Annotated in this window: 19 protein-coding genes; 8 read left to right on the plus strand and 11 right to left on the minus strand. The window is 68.8% G+C overall.

Annotated elements, in window-relative coordinates:
- Nucleotides 1-33: 33 nt before the first annotated feature.
- Both OG542_RS23870 and OG542_RS23875 read right to left on the minus strand, forming a co-directional pair.
- Nucleotides 34-243 carry a DUF397 domain-containing protein gene (locus tag OG542_RS23870; RefSeq protein WP_328413607.1) on the minus strand — a complete coding sequence of 70 codons (210 nt, stop codon included), beginning with the start codon at nucleotides 241-243 and terminating at the stop codon, nucleotides 34-36.
- Nucleotides 240-1,082 carry a helix-turn-helix domain-containing protein gene (locus OG542_RS23875; protein ID WP_311126120.1) on the minus strand — a complete coding sequence of 281 codons (843 nt, stop codon included), beginning with the start codon at nucleotides 1,080-1,082 and terminating at the stop codon, nucleotides 240-242. The genes OG542_RS23870 and OG542_RS23875 overlap by 4 nt, the downstream gene beginning before the upstream one ends.
- A gap of 299 nt (nucleotides 1,083-1,381) precedes the next feature.
- On the opposite strand from OG542_RS23875, the gene OG542_RS23880 reads away from it, so the two are divergent.
- Nucleotides 1,382-1,705 (plus strand): hypothetical protein, encoded by a 324-nt coding sequence (locus OG542_RS23880; RefSeq protein WP_311126119.1) that lies wholly within the window; start codon nucleotides 1,382-1,384, stop codon nucleotides 1,703-1,705.
- Nucleotides 1,706-1,920: 215 nt separating this feature from the next.
- Complete coding sequence (locus tag OG542_RS23885; RefSeq protein WP_328413608.1) at nucleotides 1,921-2,493, plus strand: ATP-binding protein; 573 nt, start codon at nucleotides 1,921-1,923, stop codon at nucleotides 2,491-2,493.
- Between the two features lie 60 nt (nucleotides 2,494-2,553).
- Here OG542_RS23885 and OG542_RS23890 read toward each other — a convergent pair whose 3' ends face one another.
- Together OG542_RS23890 and OG542_RS23895 are read right to left on the minus strand one after the other, a co-directional pair.
- On the minus strand, nucleotides 2,554-2,868 hold the full coding sequence (locus tag OG542_RS23890; protein WP_261677875.1) for a hypothetical protein: 315 nt from the start codon (nucleotides 2,866-2,868) through the stop codon (nucleotides 2,554-2,556).
- Nucleotides 2,869-2,901: 33 nt separating this feature from the next.
- A complete protein-coding gene (locus OG542_RS23895; protein ID WP_328413609.1) occupies nucleotides 2,902-4,581 on the minus strand; it encodes a sodium:solute symporter family protein in 1,680 nt (559 codons plus the stop codon).
- A 164-nt stretch (nucleotides 4,582-4,745) separates the two neighbouring features.
- Between OG542_RS23895 and galT the strand changes: the two genes are divergently transcribed.
- From galT to galK, 3 genes are read left to right on the plus strand one after another with little or no spacing between them, the layout of a single operon-like run.
- Nucleotides 4,746-5,807: a galactose-1-phosphate uridylyltransferase gene (gene galT, locus OG542_RS23900; RefSeq protein ID WP_328413610.1), complete on the plus strand. Its 1,062-nt coding sequence runs from the start codon at nucleotides 4,746-4,748 to the stop codon at nucleotides 5,805-5,807.
- A complete protein-coding gene (galE, locus tag OG542_RS23905; protein WP_328413611.1) occupies nucleotides 5,804-6,766 on the plus strand; it encodes a UDP-glucose 4-epimerase GalE in 963 nt (320 codons plus the stop codon). Before galT ends, galE begins: the two co-directional genes overlap by 4 nt.
- A gap of 26 nt (nucleotides 6,767-6,792) precedes the next feature.
- A complete protein-coding gene (galK, locus tag OG542_RS23910) occupies nucleotides 6,793-7,959 on the plus strand; it encodes a galactokinase (protein ID WP_328413612.1) in 1,167 nt (388 codons plus the stop codon).
- A gap of 67 nt (nucleotides 7,960-8,026) precedes the next feature.
- Here the strand turns inward: galK and OG542_RS23915 are convergent, their stop codons facing one another.
- The 4 genes from OG542_RS23915 to OG542_RS23930 form a co-directional block, all read right to left on the minus strand.
- On the minus strand, nucleotides 8,027-8,641 hold the full coding sequence (locus OG542_RS23915; RefSeq protein ID WP_408057787.1) for a hypothetical protein: 615 nt from the start codon (nucleotides 8,639-8,641) through the stop codon (nucleotides 8,027-8,029).
- A gap of 45 nt (nucleotides 8,642-8,686) precedes the next feature.
- The gene (locus tag OG542_RS23920; protein WP_328413614.1) at nucleotides 8,687-9,028 is read right to left on the minus strand and encodes a hypothetical protein; all 342 of its coding nucleotides are present in this window, start codon (nucleotides 9,026-9,028) and stop codon (nucleotides 8,687-8,689) included.
- An 8-nt stretch (nucleotides 9,029-9,036) separates the two neighbouring features.
- Nucleotides 9,037-9,696, minus strand: coding sequence for a hypothetical protein (locus OG542_RS23925; protein ID WP_328413615.1), 660 nt, complete (start codon nucleotides 9,694-9,696; stop codon nucleotides 9,037-9,039).
- A gap of 80 nt (nucleotides 9,697-9,776) precedes the next feature.
- Nucleotides 9,777-10,235: a GNAT family N-acetyltransferase gene (locus OG542_RS23930; protein ID WP_311126113.1), complete on the minus strand. Its 459-nt coding sequence runs from the start codon at nucleotides 10,233-10,235 to the stop codon at nucleotides 9,777-9,779.
- A 301-nt stretch (nucleotides 10,236-10,536) separates the two neighbouring features.
- Between OG542_RS23930 and OG542_RS23935 the strand changes: the two genes are divergently transcribed.
- Nucleotides 10,537-11,304 (plus strand): LuxR C-terminal-related transcriptional regulator, encoded by a 768-nt coding sequence (locus tag OG542_RS23935; protein ID WP_184598135.1) that lies wholly within the window; start codon nucleotides 10,537-10,539, stop codon nucleotides 11,302-11,304.
- Here OG542_RS23935 and tamR read toward each other — a convergent pair.
- Nucleotides 11,263-11,760, minus strand: a complete 498-nt coding sequence (gene tamR, locus OG542_RS23940; RefSeq protein ID WP_184598336.1) for a MarR family transcriptional regulator TamR — start codon at nucleotides 11,758-11,760, stop codon at nucleotides 11,263-11,265. The genes OG542_RS23935 and tamR overlap by 42 nt on opposite strands.
- A gap of 128 nt (nucleotides 11,761-11,888) precedes the next feature.
- Here tamR and OG542_RS23945 point away from each other — a divergent pair, with 128 nt between their 5' ends.
- Entirely contained in the window at nucleotides 11,889-12,707 is an 819-nt protein-coding gene (locus OG542_RS23945; protein ID WP_328413616.1) for a trans-aconitate 2-methyltransferase, read from the plus strand.
- An 86-nt stretch (nucleotides 12,708-12,793) separates the two neighbouring features.
- On the opposite strand, the gene OG542_RS23950 is transcribed toward OG542_RS23945, so the two are convergent.
- Both OG542_RS23950 and OG542_RS23955 read right to left on the minus strand, forming a co-directional pair.
- Complete coding sequence (locus OG542_RS23950; RefSeq protein ID WP_311126111.1) at nucleotides 12,794-13,471, minus strand: TetR/AcrR family transcriptional regulator; 678 nt, start codon at nucleotides 13,469-13,471, stop codon at nucleotides 12,794-12,796.
- Entirely contained in the window at nucleotides 13,468-14,487 is a 1,020-nt protein-coding gene (locus tag OG542_RS23955) for an acyl-CoA desaturase (RefSeq protein WP_328413617.1), read from the minus strand. Before OG542_RS23955 ends, OG542_RS23950 begins: the two co-directional genes overlap by 4 nt.
- Nucleotides 14,488-14,780: 293 nt before the next feature.
- Here OG542_RS23955 and ppc point away from each other — a divergent pair, with 293 nt between their 5' ends.
- Entirely contained in the window at nucleotides 14,781-17,513 is a 2,733-nt protein-coding gene (gene ppc, locus OG542_RS23960; protein WP_311126109.1) for a phosphoenolpyruvate carboxylase, read from the plus strand.
- Nucleotides 17,514-17,574: the final 61 nt, after the last annotated feature.

Below are 17,574 nucleotides of genomic sequence, written 5' to 3' on the forward strand. Positions count from 1 at the left end.
TAAGCCCGCAGAATCTCTCTGCTCCGCTACTCGCTATTGTGAGCCGTCCTGCACTGAGCTGATGAAAAAGGCGAACGCGTCAGCGCTCACTATGAGTCGGTTCCGAGTGAGGGCTTTGGAGTCGCGTATTTTCACCCATGCCGAAGTACGGGAGACCTCCACGCACTCGTTGTCGGCTGCGCTGTAGCTGCTCTTGAACCAGTCCGTTGCCTTGAACGGGTCCGCTGTTGGCACATCGTTCATCGGGTGAGCTCCCGTCGTGCTGCGGCCAGCAAATCCAGGCTGGCCGACGTGTCGGCTGCTTGGGACCTCAAGTAGTCAAACATGAGCTTGTAGCTCTGCACGTCAGCGGCTGCGTCGAGGTAGAGGCCTCGCTTGTGGAGCTCCAGATACACCACGTTCATGCTGTTGAGCGGATCGCCTTCGTCGTCACGTCCAAGGATCAGGAAGTGGCCGCCCGAACCGGCTGCGTGAGCGCCGGCGGCGAACTGGAGCACCTGGACGTCCACGTTCGGACGCTGAGCCATGGACTGCAGATGGTCGATCTGCTCCACCATCACGTCGGTGCTGCCGACGCATCTGCGAAGGACCGCGTCGTCGAGCACTACCCACAGATGCAGGGCGGGCGAGCGCTCCAGAATCGCCTGACGCTTGAGGCGAGCGTCCACCTTGCTCGCGATCACGTCCGCCTCAGTGCGGACGTTCTGCGCCTCGTGCAGGGCGAGCGCGTAACGCGGGGTCTGGAGAAGGCCTGGCACCAAGGCGTTCGCGAAGACGTGCTCGTACTCGGCCACGTCTTCGAAGGACATCAGCGGATCCATGACCTCAGGAACGGCGGGATGGTCCATCCACCAGCCGTTCTCCTGGTTGCGGACCAGCTGGATCAGCATTTCCAGTTCTTGCAGAGTTGCTCCGCACGTGTCGGCGAGCGCCCTCACCGTGGGGATCCTGAGTTTGGCGCGGTCTTGCCACGTCTCGTAACGGTTCACGGTTCCGACGGAAACCCCTGCGCGCTTGGCCACTTCGGCCTGCGTGAGGTCGGCCCTGGTGCGAAGTGCCTTGAGTCCGCGGGCGATCTGCATGCGGCCGGCGGGCCCCGCTGATCCTCGTACGGTCACGTCTCGTCTCCCACTCCGCCCGCATCGTGGCTGCTCTGCCCTCTACGAGCAGCAAGTAGAGCGTATGAAGCGCCCGGTGCGCTTCTCGCTATCAAGTTCACCCTGACGAGGGAGAGTTGAGCCAAGCGAGTATCGATGGTTGAAATTCAATGGCAGCATACTCAACAGATGCGCTGCGCATGAGGGTGGCCGGGCGCGTGTGGTCACTGGCGTGAAGCGTGCGCGTGTCTGTTCCGCAAGCTCGATCTCGCCAAGGAGCGGCTGTGCGACGACTGATCAGGAAACTTGTCGGCTGGGTGCGGCTGTTCTGCGCGTCGGCGACGCAATCCACGGAGCAGCGCATGTCACTGCCGGTCCAGCGTCAGGTTGTTCGGCCCACATTGCCGCTTCCCGCCCCCACCGTCCGGGCTTGGTACGAGCCCATCGACGGCTCCGCCACCCCCCTCGTCCGCCCCTACCTCACCGCGTACGAACGCGAGGAGAAGGCCCGGCTGCAGCGGCTCCGCCGCGACACCCTCTGGCTTGCCGCGTACGCCGTGGACCTTGACAACCGCGACGTCCACGCCTGCCTCCGGGAGGCGTCATGAGCGACGAAGTGAACCGTGTACGAGTCCTGCCCTGGACCGGCGCGCAGGGCCAGCCTTGCCTCCTCTTCACGGACGGCGGCGGCCCTGCCTCCCGGCTTGCCGACCGAGTCGAAAGCATGCAACTCGGGCTCGCGAACCGGCTTCTCGGCCGGACGCGGGACCTGCTGGCAGGTGGAGCAGTGCAGAGTAGTGAACTCGTCCCACTTGCAGGACAGTTGGCCGACGCTCTCTCCGACGCGCTGCTCATCGCCAGATCACGGGGCGCTCGGCTCGGGGCGGACGAGCCGAATCTGGCCGAAGGCGTGCCGGCGGCCCCGGTGCCCTCGGGGGAGGCCCGCGACGTACAGACGTACCGCCCGCCCCGACTCCGTGCCCACGGCCTGCTCACCTTCCCCGGCCACGACCTCGCCTCCGCGCCCGCCGCCCGGCGCCACATGCGAGACGCGGCGCGGGCATGGAGCCTGCCCCAGGGCACGGCGGACGACCTGGAGTCGATCGCCGGCGAACTCGTCGCGAACGCCCTGGAGCACGGCGACGGCCACACGATCACCGTCGCCTGGGTCTTCGCGGCCGAGACGGTCACGATCAATGTGACCGATGAGGGTGGCTGCCGTACGGCCCCCCTTCCCGCGCCACCCCGTCCCCCGGGCCCGGAGCAGGAACGAGGCCGCGGCTTGTTGATCACCGACGCCCTCGCCGCCCGCTGGGGCACCCGGCAGAGGGGCGACGGCCTGACCGTCTGGGCCGAGGTCTTCATTGGTGCGTCCAGCAGCAACGCCAACGCCTGACCGTAGCCATCACCGCCGTACAGATGTAGGCGCCCAGTCGCGCAACCGGGCGCCCGCCCCTCACTCCCTCGCTTCATCCCCCGGCACCACATCCGGAGGCGGCGGAGCCGCGGGCCGCAGCTTCAGCCACGCCAGGAAGAACAGACCGAGCAGCAACATCCCCAACCCGGTCCACAGATTGATATTGACGCCCTCCGCCTTGTCGATGTCGGCATCGGACGCCGTGAACCCCGCGATCGTGACGATCACGCCGTACACCACGAACAGCCCACCGATGATGCGCCGGATGTCGAACAGCCGCGCGGCCGTCGCCGACTTACCCTGCAGCTCGGTGACTTCCCGCTGCACGTCCTTGTCGGAGTAGAACTCGGACATACGTCAATCCTCCCTCGGTCAGAACGGGAACGGTCAGAACGAAAACGGGACGTAGCAGGCAGCGGCCAGCACGATCGCACCCCAGCCGAGCAATGCCGGCTTGCGGTACCAGGCCTCGTCCCCCGGTGCCGGCGGCTCGGTCATGCCGGGCGAGGTCGTGCCGTAGACCAGCCCCTGGAGTTCCTCGGCCGGCTTCGGAGCGGTGAAGAGCGACACCGCCACCATGACGACCGCGCCCGCGACGAAGCCCGCGATCGCCGAGACGAAGTTGGCGCCCTGGTCGGAGGGGATGTCGACGACGCCCTGCTTGTAGAGGACGAAGTAGTTGACCATCGCGGCGGTGGTGCCCACGAGCAGCCCCCAGAAGCCCGACTTCATCGACGCCCGCTTCCAGAACATGCCGATGATGAAGACGACGAACATCGGCACGTTGAAGAAGGAGAACAGCGTCTGGAGGTAGGCCATGATGTTCGAGAAGGACCGCGCCAGGAACGCCGTGCCGATGGAGGCGAAGACACCGATCGCGGTGATGAGCCGGCCGAAGCGCACGTAGTACTCGTCCTCGCGGCCCCGCACGACGTACTTCGCCCAGATGTCCGTCGTGAACACCGTGTTGAACGACGACACGTTCGCCGCCATGCCCGCCATGAACGCCGCGAGGAGGCCGGTGACGGCGATGCCCAGCACGCCGTTCGGCAGCAGCTGTGCCATGAGGTACGGGATCGCGTCGTTGTACTGGAGGTCCGAGCCGGAGGTACCGATCTTGGGGACCAGGACGGCGGCCACCAGACCCGGGATCATCACCAGGAACACGATGAAGATCTTCGGGAACGCGGCGATGAGGGGTGTGCGCTGGGCCGCCGAGAGGTTCTTGGCGGACAGGGCGCGCTGCACCTCGGCGAAGTTCGTCGTCCAGTAGCCGAAGGAGAGGACGAAGCCGAGGCCCAGGACGATCGTCAGCCAGTTCGCTCCCAGCGGGTTTTCGCTGCCGATGCCCGTGCCGCCCCAGGACGTCATGAAGTCGGCGCCGTGGCTCTTCGTGAGGGAGTCGGACAGGCCGTCCCAGCCGCCCACCTTCTTCAGGCCGAGGACCGCGATCGGGATGAGCGCGGCGAGGATGACGAAGAACTGCAGGACCTCGTTGTAGATCGCCGAGGAGAGGCCGCCGAGCGTGATGTAGGCGAGGACGAAGAAGCCGGCTACGACGATCGCCACCCACTCCGGCCAGCCCAGCAGCGCCTCGACGACGATGGCCAGGGCGTAGAGGTTGACGCCGGCGATGAGGACCGCGGCGAAGGCGAACAGGATCGAGCTCAGCAGATGCGCCCCCTTGTCGAAGCGCAGGAGCAGGAACTCGGGGACCGAGCGCACCTTGGAGCCGTAGTAGAAGGGCATCATGACCAGGCCCAGGAAGACCATGGCCGGGATGGCGCCGATCCAGTACCAGTGCGTGGTGTAGACGCCGTACTGCGCGCTGTTGGCGGCCATGCCCAGGATCTCGGTGGCGCCCAGGTTGGCGGCGATGAAGGCCAGACCGGTGACCCAGGCGGGCAGGGAACGGCCGGAGAGGAAGAAGTCGAGACTCGTCTTCACCGATCGGCGGGCGGCGAAGCCGATGCCGAGGACGACGACGAAGTAGATGCCGAGGAGCGAGTAGTCGAGCCAGTTTGTGGGGAGTCGCAGCTCGGCTGACAGATATGTGGGGGTCTGCATGAGCCCTCGCTTCGTTGCGCGAACCGATACGCCGCGGAATCTACGCCTCCGCGTTCAGTCGTTGAACACGTTTGCTGATGCTCTTTGTTTGATTGTGATGTTGACGGTTGGGGGGAGTGATGTTTTAATATGTTGGGTTATGTTTGAAGGATGAGGAGTCCGGTGTGAAGAAGACCTCGACCCGGCTGGCCGACGGTCGCGAGCTCATCTACTACGACCTGCGTGACGACAGCGTGCGCGACGCGGCCGACCGCCGCCCGCTGGACCGCACCGTCACGACGTCCGAGATCCGCCGTGACCCCCTGCTCGGCGACTCCGTCGCCATCGCCTCGCACCGCCAGGGCCGCACCTACCATCCGCCGGCCGACGAATGCCCCCTGTGCCCCTCCGAGGGCGACCGGCTGAGCGAGATCCCGGACTCGTCGTACGACGTCGTCGTGTTCGAGAACCGCTTCCCCTCGCTGGCCGGAGACTCGGGCCGCTGTGAGGTCGTCTGCTTCACCTCCGACCACGATGTCTCCTTCGCCGGCCTCACCGAGGAGCAGGCGGGCCTGGTGCTGGAGGCGTGGACGGACCGTACGTCGGAGCTGTCCCATCTCCCCTCCGTCGAGCAGGTCTTCTGCTTCGAGAACCGTGGTGCCGAGATCGGCGTGACCCTCCAGCACCCGCACGGGCAGATCTACGCCTACCCCTTCACCACCCCGCGCACCGCCCTGACACTCCGCTCCGTCGCGACCCACAAGGAGATGACGGGCGGGGAGAACCTCTTCGACGCCGTCCTGGAGCGTGAACTCGCCGACGAGCGGGTCATCCTCGAGGGTGAACACTGGGTGGCATTCGTGCCGTATGCGGCCCACTGGCCGTACGAGGTCCACCTGTACCCCAAGCGCCGTGTGCCCGACCTGCTCGGTCTGGACGAGGCCGCGCGCACAGAGTTTCCCAAGATTTATCTGGAACTCTTGAGGCGCTTCGACCGGATCTTCGGTGAGGGCGAGCCTCCGACGCCGTACATCGCGGCCTGGCACCAGGCCCCGTTCGGCGCGCTGGAGGACTTCGACGGGGTCGTGCGGGAGGACTTCGCGCTGCACCTCGAGCTTTTCACCATCCGCCGCACTTCCGGCAAGCTGAAGTTCCTCGCGGGTTCCGAGTCCGGCATGAACGTGTTCATCAACGACGTGCCGCCGGAGCGCGCGGCCGAGCGACTGCGAGAGGTGGCTAGTTCATGAGCGGGAAGTACCTGGTGACGGGCGGTGCGGGCTATGTCGGCGGCGTCGTCGCCCAGCACCTGCTGGAGGCGGGCCACGAGGTCGTCGTCCTGGACAACCTCTCCACGGGCTTCCGTGAAGGCGTCCCGGCGGGCGCCACCTTCATCGAGGGCGACATCCGCGATGCCGCCAAATGGCTGGACTCCTCGTACGACGGCGTCCTGCACTTCGCCGCGTTCTCGCAGGTCGGCGAGTCGGTCGTGAAGCCGGAGAAGTACTGGGACAACAACGTCGCCGGCACCATGGCCCTGCTGGCCGCGATGCGTGAGGCGGGCGTGGCCAGGCTCGTCTTCTCCTCCACGGCGGCGACGTACGGCGAACCCGAGCAGGTCCCGATCGTCGAGTCGGCGCCCACGTCCCCGACCAACCCGTACGGTGCCTCGAAGCTCGCGGTCGACCACATGATCACCGGCGAGGCGGCGGCACACGGCCTGGGCGCGGTCTCGCTGCGCTACTTCAATGTGGCGGGTGCGTACGGCGAGCACGGCGAGCGCCACGACCCCGAGTCCCACCTGATCCCGCTGGTCCTCCAGGTCGCGCAGGGCAGGCGCGAGGCGATCTCCGTCTTCGGCGACGACTACCCGACGCCGGACGGCACCTGCGTGCGCGACTACATCCACGTAGCGGACCTCGCCGACGCCCACCTGCTGGCCCTGAAGGCGGCCACCCCCGGCGAGCACCTCATCTGCAACCTCGGCAACGGCAACGGCTTCTCGGTCCGCGAGGTCATCGAGACGGTCCGCAGCGTGACCGGCCACCCCATCCCGGAAGTGGTCGCCCCCCGCCGGGGCGGCGACCCGGCGGTCCTGGTGGCCTCGGCCGCCACGGCCCGCGAGAAGCTGGGCTGGAACCCGTCCCGCGCGGACCTCGCGGGAATCGTCGCGGACGCGTGGGACTTCGCGCAGCGGCGCGGCAACTAGAAGGTACGAAAGGTCAGGGGTCAGGCATGAGCGAGGCTGTGGCGGAGACGGTCGCCGCACGGTTCAGCGAGCTGTACGGCGCCGAGCCGCACGGGGTATGGGCGGCACCGGGCCGCGTCAACCTCATCGGCGAGCACACCGACTACAACGACGGCTTCGTCATGCCGTTCGCCCTGCCGCACACGGCGGTGGCGGCGGTGTCACGCCGCGAGGACGGCGTCCTGCGCCTGCACTCGGCGGACGTCGAGGGCGGGTTTGCCGAACTCCGTCTGGACGACCTGTCCCCCGAGTCGGACAAGAACTGGACGGCGTACCCGGCGGGCGTGGTCTGGGCTCTGCGCGAGGCCGGCCACGCGGTCACGGGCGCGGACATCCACCTCTCCTCCACGGTCCCCTCGGGCGCGGGCCTCTCCTCCTCCGCGGCCCTGGAGGTAGTGGTGGCACTGGCCCTGAACGACCTGTTCTCGCTCGGCCTGCGCGGCTGGCAACTGGCCCGGCTGTGCCAGCGCGCGGAGAACGTCTACGTCGGTGCCCCGGTCGGCATCATGGACCAGACGGCGTCGGCGTGCTGCGAGGCCGGACACGCGCTCTTCCTCGACACCCGCGACCTCTCCCAGAAGCAGATCCCCTTCGACCTGGCGGCCGAGGGCATGCGCCTCCTCGTGGTCGACACGCAGGTCAAGCACTCCCACAGCGAGGGCGAGTACGGCAAGCGCCGCGCCGGCTGCGAGAAGGGCGCGGCCCTCCTGGGCGTGAACGCGCTCCGGGACGTCCCCTACGACGACCTGGACGCGGCCCTGTCCCGCCTCGGCGACGAGGAGGAGGTCCGCCGCCTGGTCCGCCACATCGTCACGGAGAACGAGCGCGTCGAACGGGTGGTGTCGCTGCTGGAATCGGGCGACGACACCCGCGCGATCGGCCCGATCCTGGTCGAGGGCCACGCCTCCCTCCGGGACGACTTCCGCATCTCCTGCCCCGAACTCGACCTGGTCGTCGACACGGCCCTCGCCTCCGGCGCCGTGGGCGCCCGCATGACCGGCGGCGGCTTCGGCGGCTCGGCGATCGTCCTCGCGGAGGAGCCGGACGTCGACGCCATCACCAAGGCGGTGACGGAAGCCTTCGCAACGGCGGGCTTCACGACACCGCGAGTCTTCGAGGCGGTCCCGTCGGCGGGGGCCCGCCGCCTCCTCTGACCTCCCCACGAAGCCCGGGCGCCCTCACCTCGGAGAGGTAGGGCGCCCGAGTCGTGTGTCCGGGACTTCAGCGGTTGACGGCCTGGTACTCCTGGACCGGCACCTCGGTGGTCGTGGCGAACGTGCCGTTGGGCAGGTCGCCGCCCGTGCCGCCAGAGCCTTCCCAGGAGATCTCCCAGGTGAGCGTCGCCTCGAGGGCGTAGGAGTCGCCCCCCGAGGACCGCAGGTACCGCACCCCGCACGGAGGCGTCAGCTCCGCCTTGCCCTTGGCGTACGGCTCGCCGATCGAACCGTCGTCGTTGATCCCGCACTCGCCGGACGCCGGCAGGCTCTCCGCGTCCTGCGTTCCCGGATCGATGTGCAGACGCACCGGCTTGGCGGTCGTGGTTGCCCACAGCCCGGTGCCGGGCAGACTCGCCGTGACCGAGACCGGCTTGAAGGCGCCCTTGTCCAACCAGATCCAGGTGGGGGCGTTCACCGTCGACCTGCCGTTCGGGGCCAGGGAGATCTTGGTCGGGGGCACGACGGTCCGCTGGTGCGCGAGACCGGCGAGGGTCTCGGTGTCGATGGCCTGGGGGACGTCGGGGTTCTCACCGTTGTCCACCCAGAAGGGGTCCCGGGTGCAGGTCTTGGCCGCCGGGTCGTCCTTCATCTCAGGGTTCTTGACAGCCACCCACCACATGCCTTCGTCGTTCTTGTCGACGTTGAAGTCCTTGTAGGGGTGGCCCTACTTGTAATGCGCTTGGACGTCCGCGATGCCCTCGGGCTCGCCACCGGCGGACTCGTACATCGACCATTTGGCCTCGTTGAAGGTCTTGAAGTCCATGGCCTTCCAGTACGGCTCGTACCAGCAGGCCGGAGGCTCCCAGTCCACGGCGGTGGAGCTGATCGGGCCGCTGTCCTTCGCCTTGGTGCCCTTGACCTTGATACTGACGTGGGATTCCAGGGCCGGGCCGGAAGAGTTCCCGGATGTCTTCCTCTGCTGGGCGCCGGCAGTGCCGAACCCTCCGGCCGCAGCCGGAAGAGTACCGAGGCCGAGCAGCGCCGTGGTGAGGGCCGTTACTCCCATGCACCGCGTCAGGGCTGGCACTTCTGCGACCCCCGGTCCTCGGTGAGATCCCAGGTCTGCCAGACACCGTCCTGGTTCTTCTTCAGGCCGAGGTTGTAGAAGACGTAACTGTCGGGCGTGGTCTTGGTGCCCTGCAGCTTGTTCGTCTCGCGGTTCTTGAGGTCCGCCTTGCTCTCGTCGACGCAGTACGTCAAAGCCGCCGACTTCTTGTCGTCGAACACCGTCACCCGGCGGTCGAAGTAACGCAGGGTGCCGGCCCAGCTGGTCTTCTTGTCGATCGCGCCCTTCGCGTACTCGTAGACGCCGACCAGCGCGTTGTCCGTGTAGTAGAAGGCCATACCCGACTTCTTCATATCGCCGGACGCCATGGCCTGCCATACCGTGCTCTCGGCTCGTTCGTTGTCCGCGAGAACCGCGTCCTTCGTGGCGTCCCCGGTCTGCTGCCCCTCGAAGACCATCTTCATGTCACTGGGCAGCTTGATCTGCGGCCGATCGATCCCATCCGCCGACGCGGACACCGACGGCGAAGCTGACGGCTTCTCAGCCGAGTCCGCTCCAGCGATCTTGTCGGAGGACGACTCGTCACCTCCCCCCGAGCCACAGGCGTTCAGCAGCAAGGCCGCGGATGCGGTGAGCGCGGCCGTCACGAGCCGAGCGGGGCGGTTCACTGGTGCTCCCGTTGATGTGGGGGGACAACTCAAGCGAACCCACGCTATCGAGGGGCCGAACCGCGACGGCAACCAGGTCGTCAGCCCAGCCTCTTCACCAGCGTGTACTCCGTGATCCCCGGCGGATAGTCCGGGATCACGCACACCACCTCGTACCCCTGCTTCTCGTAGAACCGCGGGGCCTGGAAGTCCCAGGTCTCCAGGCGGGACGAGCGGCAGCCGCGGTCCTGGGACGCGATGCGTTCCGCCTCGCGGAGCAGGGCGGCGCCGAGGCCCGTGCCGCGGTGGCGTTCGTCGACCCAGAGGTAGGTGACGTGGAGCCAGGTCGCCCAGGTGTAGCCGACGAGGCCGGCGGCCAGTTCGTCGTCCGAGTCGTTCACAGCCCACACGTGCAACGGGACGTCCCTTTCGTCCGGAGTTCCGCGCAGGGCTCGCAGGATCGGAGAGGCGGTTGTGTTCGCTTCCCGCAGGCGTGTGCGGAGCAGATCACGTCGGGCCTTGTCGACTTCTGTCTCAAGACGGAACATGCGGCACACCATAAACGCGCTGGACAGTCAGTTCTGCAAATAACCTTCCGCTCCCGGCCCCCGGCCGTACCCTGATGAACAGCACCGGTGGGGGCCGGTGCCGATCAGGGGGCGAGACAGCCGGGTACGACGCCCGGGGTGGGGGTAGCGGTGTCTGCACGGCGGCGGCCGTGCGGCTGCGGCGACCCGGTCAGGCTGCTGCGAGACGGACGGACAGACGCAGCCGCTGGGCACTCCGGCGTCGTACCCGTGTGGTGTCGTGTTCCGACGATGGGGTATCCCCTGCTCTCAGGAGCCTGGGGAAGGGGGTTACGTGGTTCGCATCCGAGTCCTGGTCGTCGACGACCATCGCATCTTCGCCGAGTCACTCGCCGCGGCCCTGGCCGCCGAGCCCGATGTCGACGTCTCCGCGGCCGGCAGCGGTCCCGCCGCGCTGCGCAGCCTGGAGCGGGCGGTCGCCGAGGGGCGGCGCTTCGACGTGCTGCTCGTGGACGCCGATCTGGGCGGCATGGTGCCGGGCATACGGCCGGCCGTACCGGTGCGGGAAGGCAACGAGGACGGGCTCGTCGACGGGATCTCCCTCGTCACGGGCGTGCGGTCCGCGCAGCCGAACGTACGGATCGTCGTGCTCGCCGAGAAGGACGACCCGCGGCGCGCCGCCCTGGCCCTGCAGGCCGGGGCCTCCGGGTGGGTCGCCAAGGACTGCTCGCTGTCCCGGCTGCTCACCGTCATCCGGGGCGTGCTGCGCGACGAGACCCATCTGCCGCCCGCCCTGCTGACCGGCGTCCTGCGGGAGCTCACCGCCGCGCGCAAGCACCGCACCGAGAGCGAGCGGCTGGTCGAGTCGCTGACGCCGCGGGAGCGTGAAGTGCTGCGGTGCATGGTCGCCGGGCTGGGCCGGAAGGCCGTCGCCGAGCGGCTGTATCTGTCGCCGCACACCGTGCGGACCCATATGCAGAACGTCCTCGGCAAGCTCGGTGTGCATTCCACCCTCGCCGCCGTCGCCCTGGCGCGGCGGGCCGGGGTCGGGCCCGCCGACCTAGCCGGGGATGTTGTCGAACGGGGCGGTCAGCTGGCGTAGCAGCCCCGCCAGTTCGCCGCGCTGGGTTCGGGAGAGCTCCGCGAGGATCGCGCGCTCCTGGTCCAGCAGCCCCGCCAGGGCCTGGTCCGCGCGGTCCCTGCCCTCGTCCGTCAGCCGGACCAGGACGCCTCGGCGGTCACTGGGGTCGGGGAGGCGTTCCACCAGGTCCTTCTTCGCCAGGCGGTCGATGCGGTTCGTCATCGTGCCCGACGTGACCAGGGTCTGGGTGAGGAGCTGCCCCGGAGAGAGCTGATACGGCGTGCCCGCGCGGCGCAGGGCCGTCAGGACGTCGAACTCCCACGGCTCCAGGCCGTGCTCCGAGAAGGCCAGCCGCCGCGCCCGGTCCAGATGCCGGGCCAGTCTGCTCACGCGGCTGAGCACCTCGAGCGGTTCCACGTCGAGGTCCGGGCGCTCCCGGCGCCATGCTGCGACCAGCCGGTCGACCTCGTCCTCCATGGCGATCAGTGTAGTGGTTGTGTCGACGTAGAGTCTCTTGACGTCCATTTTCTTGACGTCGAGATAAATGCGATGTCACGGTGGGTGTGCGTCCCGAACGGTCACCACCAGGACACCTGGAGGACTTCATGCCCGCAGCCGCCCCCACCTGGGACCCCGCCCAGTACCTCCGCCACTCCGGCCACCGTGCCCGACCCTTCGCCGACCTCCTCGCCCGCGTCCCCGAGCTGCCCGGCAGCGCACCCCGCATCGCCGACCTCGGCTGCGGCCCCGGCAACGTCACGCAGTTCCTCGCCGATCGCTGGCCCACCGCCCGGATCACCGGCTACGACAACTCGCCCGAGATGCTCGACAAGGCCCACGTCGATCACCAGGGCCCCACCCCGGGCGGCGGGCGCCTCGACTTCGCCCACGCCGACGTGCGCACCTGGACGCCGGCCGAGCCGTACGACCTGATCGTCAGCAATGCCACGCTGCAGTGGGTGCCGGGGCACGTCGAACGGTTCGCCGACTGGGTGGCCGGGCTGAAACCGTCCGGCACCTTCGCCTTCCAGGTGCCCGGGAACTTCGACGCCCCCAGCCACCGGCTCATGCGCGAACTCGCCGGCTCCCCGCGCTGGCGCGACCGGCTCGCCGGCACCCTGCGCCATGCGGACGCCGTCCTCGCACCCGAGGCCTACCTGGAACGCCTCACCGCCCTCGGCTGCACCGCCGACGTCTGGGAGACGACGTACATCCATCTGCTCCAAGGCGAGGACCCGGTGCTGGACTGGGTGAAGGGGACCGGCCTGCGGCCCGTGCTGACCGCCCTCGCCGACGACCCCGAGGCGCGGGAGGGCTTCGTCACCGAGTACCGGGCCGCCCTGCGCGCCGCCTATCCGGCCGGGCCGGATGGCACCCCGTTTCCGTTCCGCCGGGTTTTCGCGGTGGCCCGGAAGCGGGGGTGAGGCAGCGGTTCAGGTGGTGCGGCCGAGGTGAGGGACGAGGAGGTGGATCACCTCGTCGTCGAGGGCGTAGAGGACGCGGCTCAGGGTCAGCTCTTGCGGCGCCCTATCAGATGCGGCTTCGCCTCTATCCCGTCCAAGCCGTGCCAGGCCAGATTCACCAGGTGCGCGGCCACCTCGGCCTTCTTCGGCTTGCGTACGTCCAGCCACCACTGGCCGGTCAGGGCGACCATGCCGACCAGGGCCTGGGCGTACAGCGGGGCCAGCTTGGGGTCGAAGCCGCGGCTCTTGAACTCCTTGCCGAGGATGTCCTCGACCTGGGTGGCGATGTCCGAGATCAGGGAGGCGAAGGAGCCCGTCGACTGGGGGATCGGGGAGTCCCGGACCAGGATGCGGAAGCCGTCCGTGTACTCCTCGATGTAGTCCAGGAGGGCGAAGGCCGCCTGTTCGCAGAGTTCGCGAGGGTGACCGGCCGTGAGCGAACTCGTCACCATGTCCAGCAGGCACCGCATCTCGCGGTCCACGACCACCGCGTACAGCCCCTCCTTGCCGCCGAAGTGCTCGTACACCACCGGCTTGGAGACCCCGGCCTTCGCCGCGATCTCCTCCACCGACGTGCCCTCGAACCCCTTCGTCGCGAAGAGCGTGCGACCGATCTCCAGCAGCTGTTGGCGGCGCTCGGCACCGGTCATCCGCGTGCGACGCACTCGCCGCGGCTTGTCATTGCTGGGGGTACTGCTCGAGTCGGTCGCCACAACGACCATCATGCCGCCTCGACGGGCTCCTTCCCGCTCGGGGAGCCGCCTTCCCCGTCGTTACGGCGCGAATCGATACGCGAGCGTGACGGCCAGCGCACGTCGTACGCCCAGCCGGCCATCTCGAACCAGCGGATCAGCCGGGCGGAGGAGTCCAGCTGGCCGCGCATCACCCCGTGCCGTGCGGAGGTGGGGTCGGCGTGGTGCAGGTTGTGCCAGGACTCGCCGCAGGACAGCACCGCCAGCCACCACACGTTGCCCGACCGGTCGCGCGACTTGAAGGGGCGCTTGCCGACCGCGTGGCAGATCGAGTTGATCGACCAGGTCACGTGGTGCAGCAGGGCCACCCGGACGAGCGATCCCCAGAAGAACGCCGTGAAGGCGCCCCACCAGGACATCGTGACCAGGCCGCCGATCAGCGGCGGGAGCGCCAGGGAGAGGATCGTCCACAGGATGAACTGGCGGGAGATCGTGCGGAGCGTCTTGTCCTTGATCAGGTCCGGGGCGTACTTCTCCTGAGAGGTCTGCTCCTCGTCGAACATCCATCCGATGTGCGCCCACCACAGGCCCTTCATCAGGGCCGGAAGGGTCTCGCCGAAACGCCACGGCGAGTGCGGGTCGCCCTCCGCGTCGGAGAACTTGTGGTGCTTGCGGTGATCGGCCACCCAGCGGACCAGGGGGCCCTCGACCGCCATGGAACCCGCGATGGCCAGCGCGATCTTCAAAGGCCGCTTGGCCTTGAAGGAACCGTGCGTGAAGTGGCGGTGGAAGCCGATCGTGATGCCGTGGCAGCCCAGGTAGTAGAAGAAAACCAGCAGGCCGAGGTCCAGCCAGCTCACCCCCCAGCCCCACGCCAGCGGCACGGCCGCCAGCAGCGCGAGGAACGGCACGGTGATGAAGAGGAGGAGGGTGATCTGCTCGATGGACCGCTTCTGCTCGCCGCCCAGCGTGGCGGAGGGGGCTGCGGCGTCGGTGGCCTGACGGGGCGCCTCGGCGGCGTCCTCGATCACGTCGGAACTACTGGTCATACGCGTCCCCTGGGGGGTATGAGGAGGGAGAAGGGGGTGCCGGGCCACGGGAACCCCGCAGTGCTTCCTACGGTTCCGTAACCTACGGCTTCGTAAGTATGGCAGTGCGCCGCCCGGCGGCAAGAGCCCGAGAGCCTGCGCGTCCCCACCGACACCTATCCTGGAGTCGGTCGGACAGCGCGGTCCGCTCTGATTTCTTCCCGGATGTCCGGCCCGTATGCGGCGCACGCCGCGCGAGACGCCGTCCGGGTTCCCCTCCCAGACGAGCTTCAACACTGCAAGGAGCCGCACCTGTGAGCAGTGCCGACGACCAGACCACGACGACGAGCAGTGAGCTGCGTGCCGACATCCGCCGGCTGGGTGACCTCCTCGGGGAGACCCTTGTCCGGCAGGAGGGCCCCGAGCTCCTGGAACTCGTCGAGAAGGTCCGCCGCCTCACCCGTGAGGACGGCGAGGCCGCCGCCGAGCTGCTACGCGGCACGGAACTACAGACCGCGGCCAAGCTGGTCCGCGCGTTCTCCACCTACTTCCACCTGGCCAACGTCACCGAGCAGGTCCACCGCGGCCGCGAGCTGCGGGCCCGGCGCGCCGCCGAGGGCGGACTGCTCGCCCGTACGGCCGACCGGCTCAAGGACGCCGACCCCGAGCACCTGCGCGAGACGGTCCGCAACCTCAATATTCGTCCCGTGTTCACGGCACACCCGACCGAGGCCGCGCGCCGGTCGGTCCTGAACAAGCTCCGGCGCGTCGCCGCGCTCCTTGACACCCCCGTCATCGAGTCCGACCGCCGCCGCCTCGACATCCGGCTGGCCGAGAACATCGACCTCGTCTGGCAGACCGACGAACTGCGCGTCGTCCGCCCCGAGCCCGCCGACGAGGCCCGCAACGCCATCTACTACCTGGACGAGCTGCACGCCAACGCCGTCGGCGACGTCCTGGAGGACCTCACCGCCGAGCTGGAGCGCGCCGGGGTCAAGCTCCCCGACGACACCCGCCCCCTCACCTTCGGCACCTGGATCGGCGGCGACCGCGACGGCAACCCGAACGTCACACCCCAGGTGACCTGGGACGTCCTCATCCTCCAGCACGAGCACGGCATCAACGACGCCCTCGAGACGATCGACGAGCTGCGCGGCTTCCTTTCCAACTCCATCCGCTACGCCGGCGCCACCGAGGAACTGCTGACCTCCCTCCAGACCGACCTGGAGAACCTCCCCGAGATCAGCCCCCGCTACAAGCGCCTCAACGCCGAGGAGCCCTACCGGCTCAAGGCCACCTGCATCCGGCAGAAGCTGGAGAACACCAAGAAGCGCCTCGCCAAGGGCACCTCGCACGTCCCGGGCCGCGACTACCTCGGCACCAGCCAGCTCCTCGACGACCTGCGGATCATCCAGAGCTCCCTGCGCGAGCACCGCGGCGGCCTCTTCGCCGACGGGCGCCTCGCCCGCACCATCCGCACGCTGGCCGCCTTCGGCCTCCAGCTCGCCACCATGGACGTACGCGAGCACGCGGACGCCCACCACCACGCCCTCGGCCAGCTCTTCGACCGGCTCGGCGAGGAGTCCTGGCGGTACGCGGACATGCCCCGCGACTACCGCGCCAGGCTGCTCGCCAAGGAACTGCGCTCCCGCCGCCCCCTCGCGCCCACCCCGGCGCCCGTGGACGCGCCCGGCGAGAAGACCTTCGGCGTCTTCGGGACCGTGAAGCGAGCCCTGGAGGTCTTCGGACCCGAGGTCATCGAGTCGTACATCATCTCCATGTGCCAGGGCGCCGACGACGTCTTCGCCGCCGCCGTCCTCGCCCGCGAAGCCGGCCTGATCGACCTGCACGCCGGCTGGGCGAAGATCGGCATCGTGCCGCTGCTGGAGACGACGGACGAGCTCAAGGCCGCCGACACCATCCTGGAGGACATGCTCTCCGACCCCTCCTACCGGCGCCTCGTCGCCCTGCGCGGGGACGTCCAGGAGGTCATGCTCGGCTACTCCGACAGCTCCAAGTTCGGCGGCATCACCACCAGCCAGTGGGAGATCCACCGCGCCCAGCGCCGCCTGCGCGACGTCGCCCACCGCTACGGCGTCCGGCTCCGGCTCTTCCACGGCCGCGGCGGCACCGTCGGCCGCGGCGGCGGCCCCACCCACGACGCCATCCTCGCCCAGCCCTGGGGCACCCTGGAAGGCGAGATCAAGGTGACCGAGCAGGGCGAGGTCATCTCCGACAAGTACCTCATCCCGGCCCTGGCCAGGGAAAACCTGGAACTGAGCGTCGCGGCCACCCTCCAGGCATCCGCCCTGCACACCGCCCCCCGCCAGTCGGACGAGGCCCTGGCCCGCTGGGACGCCGCGATGGACGTCGTCTCCGAGGCCGCCGAGGCCGCCTACCGCAGGCTCGTCGAAGACCCCGACCTCCCGGCGTACTTCTTCGCCTCCACGCCCGTCGACCAGCTCGCCGACCTCCACCTCGGCTCCCGCCCCTCACGCCGCCCGGACACCGGCGCCGGCCTGGACGGGCTGCGGGCCATCCCGTGGGTGTTCGGCTGGACCCAGTCCCGGCAGATCGTGCCCGGCTGGTTCGGTGTCGGCTCCGGCCTGAAGGCCCTGCGCGAGGCGGGCCTGGACACCGTCCTCGACGAGATGCACGGACAGTGGCACTTCTTCCGCAACTTCATCTCCAACGTCGAGATGACCCTGGCCAAGACCGACCTGCGGATCGCCCAGCACTACGTCGACACCCTCGTCCCCGACGAGCTCAAGCATGTCTTCGACACCATCAAGGCCGAGCACGAACTGACCGTGCGTGAGGTCCTGCGCGTGACCGGCGAAGAGGAACTCCTCGACGCCGCGCCCGTCCTCAAGCAGACCTTCACCATCCGCGACGCCTACCTCGACCCGATCTCCTACCTCCAGGTCGCCCTGCTCAAGCGGCAGCGCGACGCGGCCGGCGCCGGCGAAGAGCCCGACCCGCTGCTCGCCCGCGCCCTGCTCCTCACCGTCAACGGCGTGGCAGCGGGCCTGCGCAACACCGGCTGAACCACCCCGGACACGACCGTGCCCCCGAGCTCGTACAGGCTCGGGGGCACGGTGCGTTCCA

This window comes from Streptomyces violaceus (assembly GCF_036014075.1).
In the GTDB taxonomy this organism is placed as follows: Bacteria; Actinomycetota; Actinomycetes; order Streptomycetales; family Streptomycetaceae; genus Streptomyces; species Streptomyces violaceus.

What these genes read in the sequence shown, in the direction of transcription:
- OG542_RS23895 (WP_328413609.1), bottom strand. Translation starts at nt 4,581, where the DNA reads ATGCAGACCCCCACATATCTGTCAGCCGAGCTGCGACTCCCCACAAAC.
- OG542_RS23920 (WP_328413614.1), bottom strand. Translation starts at nt 9,028, where the DNA reads ATGGGAGTAACGGCCCTCACCACGGCGCTGCTCGGCCTCGGTACTCTT.
- OG542_RS23875 (WP_311126120.1), bottom strand. Translation starts at nt 1,082, where the DNA reads ATGCAGATCGCCCGCGGACTCAAGGCACTTCGCACCAGGGCCGACCTC.
- OG542_RS23950 (WP_311126111.1), bottom strand. Translation starts at nt 13,471, where the DNA reads ATGATGGTCGTTGTGGCGACCGACTCGAGCAGTACCCCCAGCAATGAC.
- OG542_RS23955 (WP_328413617.1), bottom strand. Translation starts at nt 14,487, where the DNA reads ATGACCAGTAGTTCCGACGTGATCGAGGACGCCGCCGAGGCGCCCCGT.
- OG542_RS23945 (WP_328413616.1), top strand. Translation starts at nt 11,889, where the DNA reads ATGCCCGCAGCCGCCCCCACCTGGGACCCCGCCCAGTACCTCCGCCAC.
- tamR (WP_184598336.1), bottom strand. Translation starts at nt 11,760, where the DNA reads ATGGAGGACGAGGTCGACCGGCTGGTCGCAGCATGGCGCCGGGAGCGC.
- galK (WP_328413612.1), top strand. Translation starts at nt 6,793, where the DNA reads ATGAGCGAGGCTGTGGCGGAGACGGTCGCCGCACGGTTCAGCGAGCTG.
- OG542_RS23915 (WP_408057787.1), bottom strand. Translation starts at nt 8,641, where the DNA reads ATGTGGTGGGTGGCTGTCAAGAACCCTGAGATGAAGGACGACCCGGCG.
- OG542_RS23930 (WP_311126113.1), bottom strand. Translation starts at nt 10,235, where the DNA reads ATGGTGTGCCGCATGTTCCGTCTTGAGACAGAAGTCGACAAGGCCCGA.
- galE (WP_328413611.1), top strand. Translation starts at nt 5,804, where the DNA reads ATGAGCGGGAAGTACCTGGTGACGGGCGGTGCGGGCTATGTCGGCGGC.
- OG542_RS23890 (WP_261677875.1), bottom strand. Translation starts at nt 2,868, where the DNA reads ATGTCCGAGTTCTACTCCGACAAGGACGTGCAGCGGGAAGTCACCGAG.
- OG542_RS23870 (WP_328413607.1), bottom strand. Translation starts at nt 243, where the DNA reads ATGAACGATGTGCCAACAGCGGACCCGTTCAAGGCAACGGACTGGTTC.